The sequence below is a fragment of the Amycolatopsis vancoresmycina genome, assembly GCF_000716785.1.
Taxonomy (GTDB): domain Bacteria; phylum Actinomycetota; class Actinomycetes; order Mycobacteriales; family Pseudonocardiaceae; genus Amycolatopsis; species Amycolatopsis vancoresmycina.
Window position 1 is genome coordinate 94,860 of record NZ_JNYY01000025.1, and the last position, 16,041, is coordinate 110,900.

Genomic DNA, 16,041 nt, shown 5'->3' on the forward strand with positions numbered 1-16,041 from the left:
TCAGCCTCCGCCGCCGCTGTCGGTGTGGTCCGGAACCGGGTGGTCGCCGGGAGCCGGTTCCGGCTCGTCGAGGTGGTCTTCGTGGAGGTGCTCTTCGTGGTGGTGCGCTTCGGGCACCGGCACGTCGGCCGGCTCCGCCGGTGGCGGGTCGTGCGGCTCCGGCGGCGGGTCGTCCGGCAGGTGCCGCCCGTCCGGCACGGGGTCCGGGTCCGGCGCGGGGTGCCGCGGTGGCTCGAACGGGTGCTCCGGCTCCGCGGGGTGCGGCCGGGAGCCGGTGACCTCGCCGGCGTCGTGGTGGGCCGGTTCGCGTTCGGTGGCGAAGCTGGGCCGCGGGGCCGGGTGCTCGGCGAGCGCCGCCGTCGCCGCCAGCGTGGTCTCGGCGGCCACCGGTGCGGTGTCCACTGTGGACGGCAGCCGCCCGGCGCCGAACATAGGCGGCGGCCCGGCGAGTGCCGGGGCCGGGGCGGTGACCTGGGTGGTCACCGTGGCGCCGCGGCCCTTGTCCGTGATCACCTCGGTCTGGTGGACCGTGGGCCCGGCCGGTTCCCCGAACGGGTCCTCGGCCGTGGCCTGCTCGTCCACGCCCACGTGGACGTCGATCCCCGGCGGTCCGGTCTGGGCCTCGTCGAGGACGACCGTCTCCTCCTGGAACACCTCGATGTCGCCGTGCCCCGGCGCGTCGGGCGTGAGCTCGTAGGTCAGCGACCCTTCGTGCTCGACGGAGATCGTGCCGTCCGGGTTCTCGTGGACCACGATCCCGGCGTCCTGGACGACGTCGATGTCGGTGTCCCCCGGCGTCCCGTCGCCGGGCACGACGAGGTGCTGGTGGTCGACGTAGACCTCGTCGCGGCCGTGGTTGTGCACCACGAACCGTTCGGTGGCGTCGATGACGAAGTTGCCGAACTCGTCTTCGCGGACGTCGATCTGCTCGAACTCCTCGACGGTGGGCAGGTCCTCGGCCGGCGCGCCGCCGGTGGTCTCCGGGTGCCAGACCGTGCCCGTGCGGGCTTCGACGGAACCGTCCTCGCCCCGGGTGACCGTGCTGGTCTCGACGTGCGGCACGTACTCGTGGCCGGCGTCCGCGGGCGGGGTGCCGGCGTGCGGGGTCTCGGCGGCGGCGGGTTCCGGCCGCGGCGCCGTGGCGGGCGAGCCCGGCGTGAGCAGGTTGCCCGCCATCTCGGACGCGACGGCGCCGGCGGCGGCCGTCGCGGCTTTCCTGATCTTGCCCTTCGGCTGGTCGGTCACGACAGGACCTCCGCCCTGGCTTCGCCGAGCAGGATTCCTTCGCACGTGCGGACCAGCACGCGCGCCGCGTCGCGGACCTCGCGCGGGGCGGCGGGGTGCTCGGCGCGCCGCTGCCACCTCAGCAGCTGCGCGCCGAGCGCCTGCCGGACCGCGGTGCGGCCGGCCTCCGGCGGCAGGCCCAGCCGGCTCGGCACGTCCACCCCGGTCGCGCCGAGCAGCCGTTCGGCGTCGCGGGCCTCGTCGGTGGTGAACAGCACGACGCCGAGCCGGATCGAGTCGATCAGCTGGATCTCGGCGAATTCGTGCGCCCCGGCGACGATGCGCTCCCATTCGTGCAGCAGGCCGCCGGTGCGGTCCGGGTAGGCGCGCAGCACCTGTTCCGCTGCCTGCAGCGCCGACCGGGCCTTGAGGACGTCGGCCCGCGCGGCGAACTGCGTGGTCAGCAGCGACCGGAGGCGGTGCAGGCCGCTGCGGGCCAGCAGCTCGCCGGACAGCGCACGGGCGCCCGTCACGAACTCGCCGCGGACCAGCTCGACCGACAGCCGCACGCCGAAGAGGCCGTAGCGGGCCAGCAGCCCGGCGCGTTCGGCGGCCGGAACGTCCACTTCGGACTCACCGGCGAACCGGTCAGCCGACAGCAGCAGCCGCGTCACCTCGGCTTCCGGCGCGGCCGCGAGCCGCCGGAACGCGCGGAACTCGGACTCCTTGAGCGACGCCGCGGAGCTGGCCAGCAGCCCGGCCACCGGGACGACGGTCTGGCAGAGCCCGCGGACCCGCGGGTCGCGGGCGTAGCGGGCGGCGATCGCCGCCGCCGAGTCGAGCGCGCCGGCCCGGGCGTGCCCGACCTCGTCGGCCTTCGCCAGCACGCCGATCGTGTTCACCGGGCGGCGCTGGGCCGGGTCGTCGTGGAAGGCGTCGAGGAACCGGACGTCGTCGCCGTGCACGTGCCGCATCAGGTACACGACGGCGTCCGCGGTGCCGACGCCGTCGCCTTCGGGCACGAGCGCCGCTTCGGTGCGGCCCGAGACCTCCGCCCGCGCCGAGCCCAGCCCGGGGGTGTCGATGAGGGTCATCGCGCGCAGCGCCGGTGACGGCCAGTCGACGACGAGCCGGTCGACGTCGCCGGGCGCCATGCCGAGTTCGAGCCCGAGGGTGCCGGACAGCCGGCCGAAGGGCAGCTGGCGCGGCATGCCGCGGACGGGGTGCAGCATGATCCGGTAGGTCGGGCCGTTGCGGTACCAGGTGACGACGCGGGTGCACTCCCCCGCGTCGGTCGCCGCCAGCTCCTGGCCGACCAGGGCGTTGAGCAGGGTGGACTTCCCGGCCTTGACGCGGCCGGCGATCGCGACGCGCAGCGGTTCGGCGAGCCGGCCGGCGATCTGCCGCAGCTGCGGCTCGGCGGGCGAACCCGCGTACCCGGCGCACGCGCGGGCGACGAACCCGCGGACCTGGAGGTGGAGCGGGGTCATCGGGTCACCGCCTTGGGCTGGGGCGTGCTGCGGAAGGTGAGCTCGTCGGCGCGGCGGCCCAGCACCTCGAGGGCTTCGAGGTCGGCCTCCAGCCGTTTGAGCTCCGCCGCCTCGGCGTCGTCGTCGACCACGGCCTTCTTGGCGTTCGCGAGCGCCTCGGTGAGGGAGCGCTGGAGTTCTTCGACGCGCGCGCTGTAAGCGTCGCGGAGTTCTCTTTGGACGGTGCGCATCGCGTCGCGGGAATCCTTGCCCACCTGGAGGTTGAACTCGTCGACGAACCGGCGCACCGCGGTCTTGGCCAGGCTGCGGCGCTTCTCCAGCTGCCGCTTGCGTTCGTCGAGGAACCCGGAGCGGCCCATCAGCAGGCCGGCCGCCACCCCGAACGGCGTCGGGATGGCCAGCGCGGCCATCTTGGTGAGCATGGAGAACATCAGGAAGCCGCTGTAGGCCTTCTGGAACGCGGCCATCCCGGTGGCGCCGCGGGTCTTGACGCCGGTGAACGAGGTGTCGATGTCGATCTCTTCGACGACCTTCACTGGCGCCTGGACCTCGCGCGGCAGCACGGCCTGCGATTCGGCGAGCTCGAAGTGGTCGGCGACCCGGCCGGCCAGGCCGCGGGCCTGCTTGACGAACGTCGTGTAGTTCTCGAGCGTCTCGTTCGCCAGCCGCTGCCGCAGCCACTTCTCGAACTCGGCCCAGTTCTTGGCCGGATCGCCGTCCTCGATGGCCTCTTCGGCCTCGTGCAGGACGCCGCGGGAGCGGGCGCGCAGGTCGTAGTCCACATCGGACGAAATGTCGGCGAAGCCGTCGAAGAGCAGCTGCTGCCACTTCGCGGACTGGCTGCGCAACGCGTCCACGCGGTCGTTGACCCGGCTCAGCTCCGCGACGAGCGCGGCGGACTGTTCGGGGTGGGCGAGCGCGGTGCGGCGGGCCCGCAGGCCGGCGTGCAGCTGGCCGACGGCGGACCCGACGTGCAGGCCGACGGCGTTGAGCGCGGCCCGTTCGGCGTCCCCGACCACCCCCTGCAGGCGCTTGACCAGCTGCGGGAAGCCGGATTCGACGTTCATCTCCTGGTCGGCCGAGCGCGCCGCGACGGTGCGGAGCTCCGACGAGACGGCAACGGTGTCGATGGTGAGGCCGCAGGCTTCGAGGTGGCCGGCGTTCAGCTCGAGGATGCGCCGCCACTGCGGGTAGAGGTCGATCTTGGTGAGGACGAAGAAGACGGCCGGGCAGAGTTCCTTGACCGTGCGGAGGAACCGCAGCTCGGCGCCGGTGAGTTCCTGGGAGGCGTCGGAGAGGAAGAGGACGGCGTGCGCCCGCGGGAGCGAGCTCACGGTGACGGCGTTGTGCAGCGAGCCGAGCCCGCCGACACCGGGGGTGTCGACCAGCACCAGCCCCCCGGAGAGCAGCTGGCGGCTGATCGACGCGGTGACCGACTTCAGCTTCCGGACGTTGCCGGGGTTGCCGGCTTCGGAGACGTGGTTGGGGAGATCCTCGAGGGAGATCCGCTCGGTCCACGGCGGCGACGACGGGTCGGCCGGTTCGTAGGTCGCCAGCGCCCCGGACTCCGGCGCGTACCGGACCACGGTCGGCACCGCGGTCGCGATGTCGTCGTCGACCGGGCAGATCTTCGCGGTCAGCAGGGCGTTGATGAGCGAACTCTTGCCCTGCTTGAACTCCCCGACGACGTAGACGGTGACGTCGGGTTCGGACAGCAGGCGCCGGGCGTCGGTGAGGCGCTGGACGAGATCGTCCCGCCCGTAGGCTTTCGCACCCTTGACGGCCAGGTCCAGGGTGTCGAGGGCGATGCGCCCCCCGCCACTCGGCTCCTGCATGACCGCTCCTCTGGCTTGTTCACCCGGTTTCCGGCGCCGGCTCAGTAGTGGTCGACGTCGTGGTGGTACTCGGCGTGGTGACCGTGGTCGTGGTCGTGGCCGCCGTGGTGGTGCTCGTGTTCGTGCTCGTGGTGCTCGGTGGCTGCTTGTTCGTTGAACTGGTTGCCGCCGTGGTGGCCCTGGGCCTGCTCGTTCTGGAAGACGTTCCCGTGACCGCCGGTCGCCGCCTGCTCGTTGAACTGGTTGCCGCCGTGGCCCTGGGCCTGCTCGTTCTGGAAGACGTTCCCGTGACCGCCCGTGGCCGCCTGCTCGTTGAACTGGTTGCCACCGTGGTGCCCCGAGCCCTGCTCGTTCTGGAAGATGGTCCCGTGACCACCCGTCGCGGCCTGCTCGTTGAACTGGTTGCCACCGTGGTGCCCCGAGCCCTGCTCGTTCTGGAAGATGGTCCCGTGACCACCCGTGGCCGCCTGCTCGTTGAACTGGTTCCCGCCGTGGCCCTGGGCCTGCTCGTTCTGGAAGACGTTGCCGTGACCACCGGTCGCGGCCTGCTCGTTGAACTGGTTCCCGCCGTGCCCACCGGAACCCTGCTCGTTCTGGAAGATGTTGCCGACGCCGCCGCCCGTGGAAGCCTGCTCGTTGAACTGGTTGCCCCCGTGGCCGCCCGCGCCCTGCTCGTTCTGGAACACGTCGCCGTGGTGGCCGGCCGATGCCTGCTCGTTGAACTGGTTCCCGCCGCGGCCCGCGCCCTGTTCGTTCTGGAAGATGTCGCCGCCGCGGCCGCCCGTGGCGGCCTGCTCGTTGAACTGGTTGCCGCCGTCGCCGGCCGCGCCCTGCTCGTTCTGGAAGATGTCCCCGCCGCCGCCCGTGGCCGCCTGCTCGTTGAACTGGTTGCCGCCGTCGCCCGCGCCCTGCTCGTTCTGGAACACGTCGCCCGATGAAGTCGTCATCGTGTGCACTCCTGACATTCGGATCGGTGAAGCCCTTGCCCCTCCGTTGTCATCCAGTGTCGAGCGGGCCTGTGCCCCGGTCATGAGTAGCGGCCTACTCGCCTTTCCGGTGCCCGGCCCGGGCGGCTACCTACGGGCCGTCGTCCTGGCTACTCCCCGGCTCCGGACGGCCCACCACCGAGGCGAGCTCGCGCCGCCCCGAAATACCCAGCTTCGCGTAGACCCCGTGCAGCACGTTGTCGACCGTCCGGACCGACACGACCAGCCGGTCGGCGACCGCCCGGCTCGTCAGGCCGGTGGCCACCAGGCGGGCGATCTCCAGCTCGCGGACCGTCAGGTCGAGCGGGGTGTCCAGCAGCGCCAGCGCCGGCGTCGCGGCGTCCGCACAGGACGCGAGCCACTCCTGGGCCCGCCGGGCCGAGGCGGCCGCGCTGCCCAGCTTGCCCGCCACGCGGTGGGCCCGCGCCGCCTCGGCCGCCGCCTCCGCCGCGAGCAACCGCGCGCCGGCGGCGGCGAACTCCGCGGCGACCGCGTCCAGCCCGGCCGCGTCCCCTGTGGACAGTGCTGCGGCGTGCTTCGAGTACAGCGACACCAGCGGGCCGTCCAGGTCCGATGAGAACTCCGGCACGCCGAACCGCACGAGGTCGTGCCGGATCTCCGCGGCGACCGCCGGCTCGGCCGCCGACGCCGCCTCGGCCGCCAGCTCCGCGGCCCGGGTCAGCTCGCCGCGGGCCGCGGCCGCCCAGGCGGCGGCCCAGCGGCCGAGCGGGCCAGGCAGATCCACGTCTTCGGCCCGGCCCGTCATCGCCGAAGCCCGCGCCCACGCCCCGGTCACTGCCGGGCGGAACTCGTGCGGCTGGTCGTGCCCCTCCACGGCGAGGGCCTGGCGCAGCCGGCGGATCGCCGCGCGCAGGTTGCCGTACGCCAGCGCGACCACCCCGAGCGACGCCGCCGCGCCCGCCAAGGCCGGGCCCCAGCGGTCGCGGACCGCGTCCCGGTAGTCGTCGCCCGCCAGGTCCTCGGCCTCGACCAGGCGGCCCGCCCGGCAGAGCGCGACGATCCGGGCGTGCTCCAGCCGGACCCGGGCGCCGGGCACGGATGCGCCGGAAGCCGTGATCGCCAGCCCCTCCTCCACGACGCCGAGGCACGCCTCGGTGCGCCCGGCCTCGGCGAGCGCCCCGGCCGCGACCACCAGGGCCCCGAGGCGGAGCTCGTCGCCGCGGTGGTTGCGGTCCAGCACCGGGCCGAGCAGGTCCAGCGCCGCGCGGGACGCACCGGCCGCCGCGCGCAGGGCCGCCCGGGCCACCACCAGGTCGTCGGCCGTCCCGGACACCGCCGTCTCCGCCGTGTCCAGCACCGCTTCGGCGTCGGAGAACCGGTTCAGGCCGAAGGCCAGGTTCCGCGCCCGCGTCCCGGCGACGCGCGCGTGCTGGACGTCCGACACCGTTTCGCCGGCGAGGTCCGCCAGCAGCGCGTCGGCGTCGGCGTGCCGCCCGCCCGCGATCCGGACCTGGGCCAGCAGGAACTTCGCGGCGAACCCGCCGCCCAGCCGGACGGCTTCCGCGGCCAGCTGTTCGGCCTGCGGGAAGTCCTTGCGCAGCAACGTCTCCGCCGCGGTGCGGACGAGCTGCGGGTCGGTCGGCAGCCCGGCGGCCAGCCGCCAGCGCACCAGCCGCGGCTTGTCTTCGGCGCGCCGCGCGCCGGTCAGGTCCAGGGTGCCGGCGAGGATGCGGTAGGTGTCGCGCTGCCGCAGCGGTGACGTCCGCCGCCGGATCACCTCGGCGTAGAGCGGGTGGGCGAGGCGCGCGTTCAGCCGCCGCCCGGTCCGTTCCGACACGACGAGCCCGGCCCGCTCGGTGGAGGCCAGCACGCGTCCGGCGCCGAGCCGCAGCAGGGGTTCGCAGCCCAGGGTCTCCCCGAAGGCCAGCAGTTCCAGCAGGCGCCGCTCGTCGGCGTCGACGCGGTCGGTGCGGGTTTCGATCAGCTCGACCAGCCGCGGGTTCGCGGTGAGCGCACCGCTCCAGCGCCACCCGCCGTCCGCGGCCGACAGCGCACCGCTGTCGAGCCCGCCCTGGACGAGTTCCCGCAGGAACAGCGGGTTCCCGAGGGTCAGGTGCCACAGCCGGTGCTCCGCGCCGTCCTCGAGCCGCCCGCCCAGTGCCGCGGTGATCAGCTCGGCGGTCTGCGGCCGGGTCAGCTCGCCGACGTCGAGCCGCTCGGCGACGCGGTCCTTCCACATCGCGAACACCGGGTCGGGCACGCTCACCCCGTGCGGCGCGATCACGACGACGAACGCCGACGCGGTCGCGGCCAGCTGGTGCACCAGGGTCGCGGACAGGCCGTCGAGCAGGTGGGCGTCGTCGACGCAGAGCACCAGGCGGCGCCCTTCCGCGCCGCGGGTGAGGTGGCCGGCGACCTGGTTGAGCCGGTGGGCGCGGTCGGCCGTGCCGTCCGCGCTGCCGGGCAGGAGGTGGGCGAAGGCGCCGAACGGGATCGTGGAAGCGGACGACATCGCGCGCACCCAGTGCGTGCGGGCGCCGCCCTCGGCCAGCTCGGCCAGCAGTTCCTTGGCCAGCCGCGTCTTTCCGGTGCCGGCGCGCCCGGTCAGCAGCAGGCCGCACACCTCGGCGTCGGCCAGCGCCCGGCGCGCGAACGCCAGTTCGCGTTCGCGGCCGACCAGTGGCCAGTCGTTCACCACCCCTGCTGCCTCCCCACCCGCCTGTCGTCCACGCACAGCTGTGCAGGAATAATGACAACGCCGGAGCCCGCGAAGTACCGAATCCGCACAAGGATTTGGCATTAATCTTCAAGCGGGCCGACAAATCCGGCATAACCGGCACTCGGTCGGCGATTCCGTGAGCCTTTTCCGGCCATTCCGCGGACACCGTGATCAACCGTTTCCGCGGAATTCAGGACAACACCTCCCGGACCGGCCAGGATGGGCACGCCCGTTCCCCGAAGTGAGGATCCGAGGATGACCCGCTTGCCCGCGCTGGCCGTCTCCGCACTGGTGACCGCCGCGGTCCTGACCCCCGCCACGGCGCACGCCGCGAGCCCGCCGTTCACCGCGTCGGTGTTCCGCGCGACCCACAACAGCTATTCGGGGAACGTCGACGGCGCCAAGAACTCCCTCGCCTACCAGCTCGACCACGGCGTGCGGTTCCTGGAACTCGACGTGCACGACAACGGCTACGCCACCTCGCACGACTACGCCGTCGGGCACGACTCCCCCGGCAACCTCGTGGACCACAGCGGCGGCAACCCGGCGTCGAACAACCTCCGCGACTGGCTGGCCGTGGTGAACACCTGGTCGGCGCAGCACCCGGCCGCCGCGCCGATCGTCGTCATGCTCGACCTCAAGGACGACCTGACCGACAACCCGTCGTTCGCGGCGGGCAACCTGACCGCGCTCAACCAGGAGCTGGAGTCGGTGTTCGGCTCGCGGCTGCTGCGGGCGCAGGACTACCCGGCGGCCCCGGAGGTCGACGCGCTGCGCGGGCGCGTGCTGCCGCTGCTGTCCGGCGACGGCGGGTCACGCACCGAGTACAAGCGGGACGTCGGCTACCACCCGGCGGTCGCGCTGAACGGCCGCGGCCAGGTCGTCGAGGTGCACGACTCCGGAGCCGGCGCGCTCTGGTACTGGACGGGCACCTACGGCGCCGACGGCCGGGTCACCTGGCTGCGGCACGGCAAGTACGACAGCGGGCAGACACCGGCCGTCGCGCTCAACAACAACGGCGACCTGGTCGAGGTGCACCAGTCGGAAGGTGCCTCCACGCTCTGGTACCACGTCGGCACGCTCGGCGCGGACGGCGAAATCACCTGGCAGGCGTCCCACCAGTACGACAACGGCGTCCTGCCGACCGTCGACTTCACCGACGCAACGCACCTGCGGGAGATCCACAAGAGCCAGAACACCAGCCAGAACTGGGCCTGGAACGGCGCGCTCGCGGGTACCACGGTGACGTGGACCGGCAACGCGAAGACGTCCGACGCGCGGTTCGCCAAGGATGTGGCCAGCACCGCCGGCCGTACCGTGTTCGTGTGGACCGGAGCGGATGGCCCGACCTCGGCCCAGACCCTGCGTGTCGACACCGACCGGACCGCCGGTGACCGGATCCGCTACCGGCAGGTCGCCTTCGACGAGTTCCAGCAGGGCGACAGCGCCGAGCTCCAGCAGGGTGCGCTGTTCTACGGCGCACCGGCGACCGAATCGGGGTTCATCACCGCGGCCCGCCAGGCGGGCAAGCTGGTCCGCGGCTGGGACTTCGACTCCGCGAGCGAGGCGACCACGCCCCTGGCGAACTACCCGGCGACCAACCACCCGTACGACGCCTGGTACCAGACGCTGCTGGCGCAGAACGGCGCCGTCGAGTAGCGCCGTCACCGGCGGCGGTCCGGAATTGTCGGTGCCCTCCGGTAGCGTGGAAAACGGGGGGCGCCCCCGCGGGCTGACGGCCACCGTCAGCGCTTCGCCAGGGCGCGGTAAGCGGCCCTGGCGAAGCTCGGCGGCATGAAGAACGCCACCGTCCTGATCTCCGGCGCCAGCATCGCCGGCCCCGCCCTCGCCCACTGGCTCACCCGCTCCGGCTATTCCGTCACCGTCGTCGAACGCGCCCCCGAGCTGCGGCCGGGCGGCCAGGCCGTCGACTTCAAGGGCCCCACCCACCGGACCGTCCTCGAACGCATGGGGATCCTCGACGAGGTCCTGCGCCGGCAGACCGGCGGGCAGGACCAGACGATCGTCGACGCGACCGGCCGTCCGCGGGCGGTGATCCCCGGCGAGTTCACCGGCGGCGACATCGAGATCCGCCGCGGCGAGCTGTCGGAAATCCTGTACGAGCGGACGGACTGCGAATACCTCTTCGGCGACACCATCACGTCGCTGACCGAGACCGCGGACGGCGTCGACGTCACCTTCGCCCACGCGCAGCCGCAGCGGTTCGACCTGGTCGTCGGCGCCGACGGCATCCACTCGAACGTCCGGCGGCTGGCCTTCGGCCCGGAACGCGACTACGTGCAGTACCTCGGCTACCACTACGCGCTCGCCGAGCTCGGCGAGGAACTCGGCGGCGGCGACGCGCAGATGTACAACGAGCCGGGCCGGATGGCCGCCGTCGGCGGGCCGAAGGCGTCGGCGTTCTTCGTGTTCGCCTCGCCCGAACTCGACTACGACCGCACCGACACCGGCAAGCAGCGGCAGCTGCTGATGGACGCCTACCAGGGCGCCGGCTGGCGCGTGCCGGAGCTGATGGCGAGGATCCCGCAGGCCCGCGAGTTCTACCTCGACTCGCTCAGCCGCGTGACGATCGACCGCTACGCCCGCGGCCGGGTCGTGCTGCTCGGCGACGCCGCCTACGGCAACACCCTCGGCGGCTTCGGCACCGGCCTGGCCGTCGTCGGCGCGTACGTGCTCGCGGGCGAACTCCGCGCCGCGGACGGCGACCACCGGGTCGCGTTCGCCCGCTACGAGGAGCTGATGCGGGACTACGCGAAGATCTCGCAGCGCGGCAGCGCGGGCCCGTTCCTCGCGCCGCCGTCACCGCTGCGGATCAAGCTGCGGGACTGGACGTTCAAGTCCCGCTTCCTGCTCGGCCTGATGCTCAAGGCGACCGACAAGTTCGCCACGGACATCGAGCTGCCGGACTACGCCTCGGGGTCGTAGGCCAGGTTCGGCCGCAGCCACTGCTCGACCTCGCCGATCTCCACGCCCTTGCGGCGGGCGTAGTCCTCGACCTGGTCGCGGCCGAGCCGGCCGACGGTGAAGTAGCGGGAGTCCGGGTGGGCGAAGATCAGCCCGGACACGCTCGCCGCCGGCGTCATCGCGAACGACTCGGTCAGGTCCATGCCCAGCTCGCCGGACTCCAGCAGCTCGAACAGCTCGCGCTTCTGGCTGTGGTCCGGGCTGGCCGGGTAGCCGAGCGCCGGGCGGATGCCGCGGAACCGCTCCGCGTGCAGGTCCTCCAGCTTCGGCTGCGCGTCCGGCTCGAACCAGTCGCGGCGGGCGCGCAGGTGGATGTGCTCGGCGAACGCCTCGGCGAGCCGGTCGGCCAGCGCCTTGACCATGATCGCCCGGTAGTCGTCCTGCTCGGCCTCGTAGCGCGCGGCGAGCGCCTCGGCGCCGTGGATCGCCACCGCGAAGCCGCCGAGGTGGTCGCCGATCGGGGCGATGTAGTCGGCCAGGCAGCGGTTCGCGCGGTCCTCCGGCTTGGCCGTCTGCTGCCGCAGCATCGGGAACTTGACGTGCGCGAAGTCGCCTTCGAGCAGGATGTCGTCGCCTTCGCTGTGCGCCGGCCAGAACGCGTACGCGCCCTTCGCGGTGAAGCTACCGTCGGCGATGATCTGGTCGAGCAGCGTGTTCGCGTCATCGAACAGCTCGCGGGCGACCGGCTGCTCCAGGATGGCCGGGTACTTGCCCTTGAGCTCCCAGGCCAGGAACAGGAACTGCCAGTCGATCATTTCGCGCAGTTCGGCGATGGCCGGCTCGACCACGCGCCGTCCGGTGAACACCGGGGTCGGCAGGCCGTCGAAGGCCACCTTCTCCGGGTTCGCGCGGGCCTGGTCGAGGGTCAGCATCGGACGGCGCTGCTTGCTCGCGTGCTGCTCGCGCAGCACTTCCTGGTCGGCCCGGTTCTTCTCGGCCAGCACGATCGAACGGTCCGGGTCGAGCAGGTCGGACACCACGCCGACCACGCGCGAGGCGTCGAGCACGTGCACCGTCGCGTTGTCGTAGGCCGGGGCGATCTTGACCGCGGTGTGCTGCTTGGACGTCGTCGCGCCGCCGATGAGCAGCGGCATCTTGAGGCCGCGCCGCTGCATTTCGGTGGCGACGGCGACCATCTCGTCCAGCGACGGCGTGATCAGCCCGGACAGCCCGACGGCGTCCGCGCCCTCGGTGACGGCGGTGTCGAGGATCTTGCCCGCCGGCACCATCACGCCGAGGTCGATCACCTCGTAGTTGTTGCAGCCCAGCACCACGCCGACGATGTTCTTGCCGATGTCGTGGACGTCGCCCTTGACCGTGGCGAGCACGATCTTGCCCTGGCCGCCGGCCGAGGCGAGCCGCCCCTCCTGGCGCGCCTTCTCCTTCTCCGCCTCCATGAACGGCTCGAGGTAGGCGACCGAGCGCTTCATCACGCGCGCGCTCTTGACCACCTGCGGCAGGAACATCTTGCCGGAGCCGAACAGGTCGCCGACGATCTTCATGCCGTCCATCAGCGGGCCCTCGATGACGTCGAGGGGCCGGGCCAGCTGCTGCCGCGCCTCTTCGGTGTCGTCCTCGATGTAGTCGACGATGCCGTGCACGAGGGCGTGCGAGAGCCGCTCGCCGACCGTGCCTTCGCGCCAGGAGAGGTCGACGACGCGCTTGGTGCCGCTGCCCTTGACGTTCTCGGCGAAGCTGACGAGGCGATCGGTGGCGTCTTCGCGGCGGTCGAAGAGCACGTCCTCGACCAGCTCGAGGAGGTCCTTCGGGATGTCTTCGTAGACGGCGAGCTGGCCGGCGTTGACGATGCCCATGTCCAGCCCGGCCTTGACCGCGTAGTACAGGAACGCCGAGTGCATCGCCTCGCGCACCACGTCGTTGCCGCGGAAGGAGAACGACAGGTTCGAGATGCCGCCGCTGGTCCGCGCGCCGGGGCAGCGCTCCTTGATCCGCGGCAGGGCCTCGATGAACGCCTTCGCGTAGCCGTTGTGCTCGGCGATGCCGGTGGCGACGGCGAGGACGTTCGGGTCGAAGATGATGTCCTCGCCCGCGAAGCCGGCCTGCTGCGTGAGCAGGTCGTACGCGCGGGCGCAGATCTCGACCTTGCGGTCGGCGGTGTCGGCCTGGCCCTGCTCGTCGAAGGCCATCACGACGACGCCGGCGCCGTAGTCGCGGATGGTGCGGGCCTGGGCGAGGAACGGCTCCTCGCCCTCCTTGAGGCTGATCGAGTTGACCACGCCCTTGCCCTGCAGGCAGCGCAGGCCCGCTTCGAGCACGGTCCACTTCGAGCTGTCGACCATCACCGGGATCCGGGCCACCTCGGGCTCGGTGGCGATGAGGTTGAGGAACGTCGTCATCGCCTGCTCGGATTCCAGCAGGTCGGCGTCCATGTTGACGTCGAGCAGGTTGGCGCCGCCGCGGACCTGCTCCAGGGCGACGTCGACCGCGCCCTGGTGGTCGCCGGATTCGATGAGCCGCCGGAACCGCTTGGAGCCGGTGACGTTGGTGCGCTCGCCGATCATCACGAACCCGGTGTCGGCGCCGATGCCGAACGGCTCGAGGCCGCTGAAGCGCGTGTGGGTGCGCGGCGCGGGCACCTCACGCGGCGTGACGCCCTTCGCGGCTTCGGCGATCTTCGCGATGTGCGCCGGACTGGTACCGCAGCAGCCGCCGACCAGGTTGACCAGGCCCTCCTGGGCGAACCCGCCGATCAGCCCGGCGGTCTGCTCGGGCGTCTCGTCGTAGCCGCCGAACGCATTCGGCAGGCCGGCGTTGGGGTGGCAGGCGACGAAGGCGTCGGCGATCCGCGCGAGCTCCTCGACGTGCGGGCGCATCTCCTCGGCACCCAGCGAGCAGTTCACGCCCACGACCAGCGGTTTCGCGTGTTCGATCGAGCTCCAGAACGCCTCGACGGTCTGCCCGGACAGCGTCCGGCCGCTTAGGTCCACGATCGTGACGGAGATCCACAGCGGCAGGTGCGGCGCGACCTCGCGGGCGGCGGCGATCGCGGCCTTGCAGTTCAGCGTGTCGAAGATCGTCTCGATCAGCAGCAGGTCGACGCCACCCTCGGCGAGCCCGGCGATCTGCTCCGCGTAGGCGGCCTTGACCTGCTGGAACGTGACGGCGCGGTACGCCGGGTCGTCGACCTTCGGCGACAGGCTGAGCGTGACGTTCAGCGGACCGATCGACCCCGCGACGAACCGGCCGCCTGCTTCGTCGGCGGCCTGACGGGCGATCTGCGCGCCGCGGACGTTCATCTCGTGGACGTGGTCCTGGAGGCCGTAGTCGGCCTGGCCGATGCTGGTGGCGGTGAAGGTGTTCGTCGTGGTGATGTCGGCGCCCGCGGCCAGGTACTGGCGGTGGACGTCGAGGATGACGTCCGGCCGGGTCAGGTTGAGCAGGTCGGGGTCGCCGGTGACGTCGTGGGTGTGCTCGCCGAAGCGATCGCCGCGGTAGTCGGCCGGGGTCAGCCCGGCGCCCTGCAGCATGGTGCCCCAGGCACCGTCGAGCACGGCCACCCGCTGGGCGAGCAGCTCACGCAACCTTGCTTCGGGGGTGGTCACCGGCAGCCTCCCTTGGTCGGGAGGCGCCCTTGGGTGGTTGATCCCGGCCGAGCGTGGCGGACCCGACGGTCCGTTGCAGCGCCTCTCGGCCTGTGGTCCACGGTATCGGACCCCGGCCCCCGCACGCCATCCCGCCCCGGCGGCACGTCCACGGTATGGGACGCCGTCTGTCCACAATGGAGCACCAGAGCCACCCTGCCTCCGCGTCGCGATCGTTCCCGAACCCGTCCACCATGCCGCGGCCGGCGGCGGGGCGCTGCTTCCAGCCTGCGCACGAGAGCCTCATCCAGTGTCGCTCGAGCGGCACTCGACGTTACGCTCCGCAGTCGACGGACCGGGGCACCGGCGGCTTGAAAACTGAAACACGTTCTAATACGCTCCGCGGGTGGACTACGGAATCGTGCTGTTCACCAGCGACCGGGGCATCACGCCCGCCGCCGCGGCGCGGGCCGCCGAGGCGGCCGGCTTCGCGACCTTCTACGTCCCCGAGCACACCCACATCCCCGTCAAGCGCGAGTCTCCGCATCCGCGGACCGGGGATGCGTCCCTGCCCGACGACCGCTACAGCCGGACGCTCGATCCCTGGGTCGCGCTGGCGACGGCCGCCGCGGTCACCGAGCGGATCCGGCTCTCCACCGCCGTCGCCCTGCCCGTCGAGAGCGATCCGATCACGCTCGCCAAGACGATCGCCAGCCTCGACCACCTCTCCGGCGGCCGCGTCACGCTCGGGACCGGCTTCGGGTGGAACGTCGACGAGCTGAACGACCACGGCGTGCCGGGGAACCGGCGCCGCACCGCGCTGCGCGAGTACCTCGAAGCGATGAATGCACTGTGGACGGAGGAGGAAGCCGCCTACGACGGGGAGTTCGTCTCCTTCGGGCCGAGCTGGGCGTGGCCGAAGCCGGTGCAGGCGCACATCCCGGTGCTGCTCGGGGCGGGCCCGACCGAAAAGACGTTCCGGTGGATCGCGCGGCACGCCGACGGCTGGATCACCACGCCGGCCGACACCGACCTCGACGGGCACGTGGCCCTGCTGAAGGAGATCTGGCGCGACGAAGGCCGTGCGGGGGCTCCGCGGATCTGCGCGCTCGGCGAGCGGCCCGACCCGGAACGCCTGGCGCACCTGGATTCCCTGGGCGTGACGGAAACGATCTTCGGCCTCCCCGACCGCGCACCGGACGAAGTGGAAGCGTGGATCGGGCGGCTAGCCGGGAAGCTCGGGCTGGGTGTCGTGAGTGGTAAGGCGAGTTAGAACTCGCCTTACCACTCACGAAAGCC

At 72.3% G+C, this 16,041-nt stretch carries 9 protein-coding genes and 1 riboswitch; of the genes, 3 read left to right on the forward strand and 6 right to left on the reverse strand.

From position 1 onward, the window contains the following. The 5 genes from OO60_RS38760 to OO60_RS38780 form a co-directional block, all read right to left on the reverse strand. The gene (locus OO60_RS38760) at positions 1-1,245 is read right to left on the reverse strand and encodes a hypothetical protein (RefSeq protein ID WP_033263232.1); all 1,245 of its coding nucleotides are present in this window, start codon (positions 1,243-1,245) and stop codon (positions 1-3) included. Next, on the reverse strand, positions 1,242-2,714 hold the full coding sequence (locus OO60_RS38765) for a dynamin family protein (protein ID WP_033263233.1): 1,473 nt from the start codon (positions 2,712-2,714) through the stop codon (positions 1,242-1,244). Before OO60_RS38765 ends, OO60_RS38760 begins: the two co-directional genes overlap by 4 nt. After that, positions 2,711-4,549 carry a dynamin family protein gene (locus tag OO60_RS38770; RefSeq protein ID WP_033263234.1) on the reverse strand — a complete coding sequence of 613 codons (1,839 nt, stop codon included), beginning with the start codon at positions 4,547-4,549 and terminating at the stop codon, positions 2,711-2,713. Before OO60_RS38770 ends, OO60_RS38765 begins: the two co-directional genes overlap by 4 nt. A 41-nt stretch (positions 4,550-4,590) precedes the next feature. Next, positions 4,591-5,496, reverse strand: coding sequence for a hypothetical protein (locus OO60_RS38775; protein WP_033263235.1), 906 nt, complete (start codon positions 5,494-5,496; stop codon positions 4,591-4,593). 130 nt (positions 5,497-5,626) lie between these two features. After that, complete coding sequence (locus tag OO60_RS38780; protein ID WP_244885646.1) at positions 5,627-8,191, reverse strand: helix-turn-helix transcriptional regulator; 2,565 nt, start codon at positions 8,189-8,191, stop codon at positions 5,627-5,629. Between the two features lie 279 nt (positions 8,192-8,470). Here OO60_RS38780 and OO60_RS38785 point away from each other — a divergent pair, with 279 nt between their 5' ends. Continuing rightward, positions 8,471-9,874: a PI-PLC domain-containing protein gene (locus OO60_RS38785; RefSeq protein ID WP_003084447.1), complete on the forward strand. Its 1,404-nt coding sequence runs from the start codon at positions 8,471-8,473 to the stop codon at positions 9,872-9,874. 135 nt (positions 9,875-10,009) lie between these two features. Next, complete coding sequence (locus OO60_RS38790; RefSeq protein ID WP_003084449.1) at positions 10,010-11,161, forward strand: FAD-dependent monooxygenase; 1,152 nt, start codon at positions 10,010-10,012, stop codon at positions 11,159-11,161. On the opposite strand, the gene metH is transcribed toward OO60_RS38790, so the two are convergent. Next, entirely contained in the window at positions 11,143-14,763 is a 3,621-nt protein-coding gene (metH, locus tag OO60_RS38795; RefSeq protein ID WP_033263237.1) for a methionine synthase, read from the reverse strand. The two genes, OO60_RS38790 and metH, sit on opposite strands and share 19 nt — an antisense overlap. 14 nt (positions 14,764-14,777) lie before the next feature. Further along, positions 14,778-14,856: riboswitch (S-adenosyl-L-homocysteine riboswitch) on the reverse strand. Positions 14,857-15,148: 292 nt separating this feature from the next. Here metH and OO60_RS38800 point away from each other — a divergent pair. Then, positions 15,149-16,015 (forward strand): TIGR03619 family F420-dependent LLM class oxidoreductase, encoded by an 867-nt coding sequence (locus tag OO60_RS38800; protein WP_003084457.1) that lies wholly within the window; start codon positions 15,149-15,151, stop codon positions 16,013-16,015. The last annotated feature ends 26 nt before the right edge of the window (positions 16,016-16,041 follow it).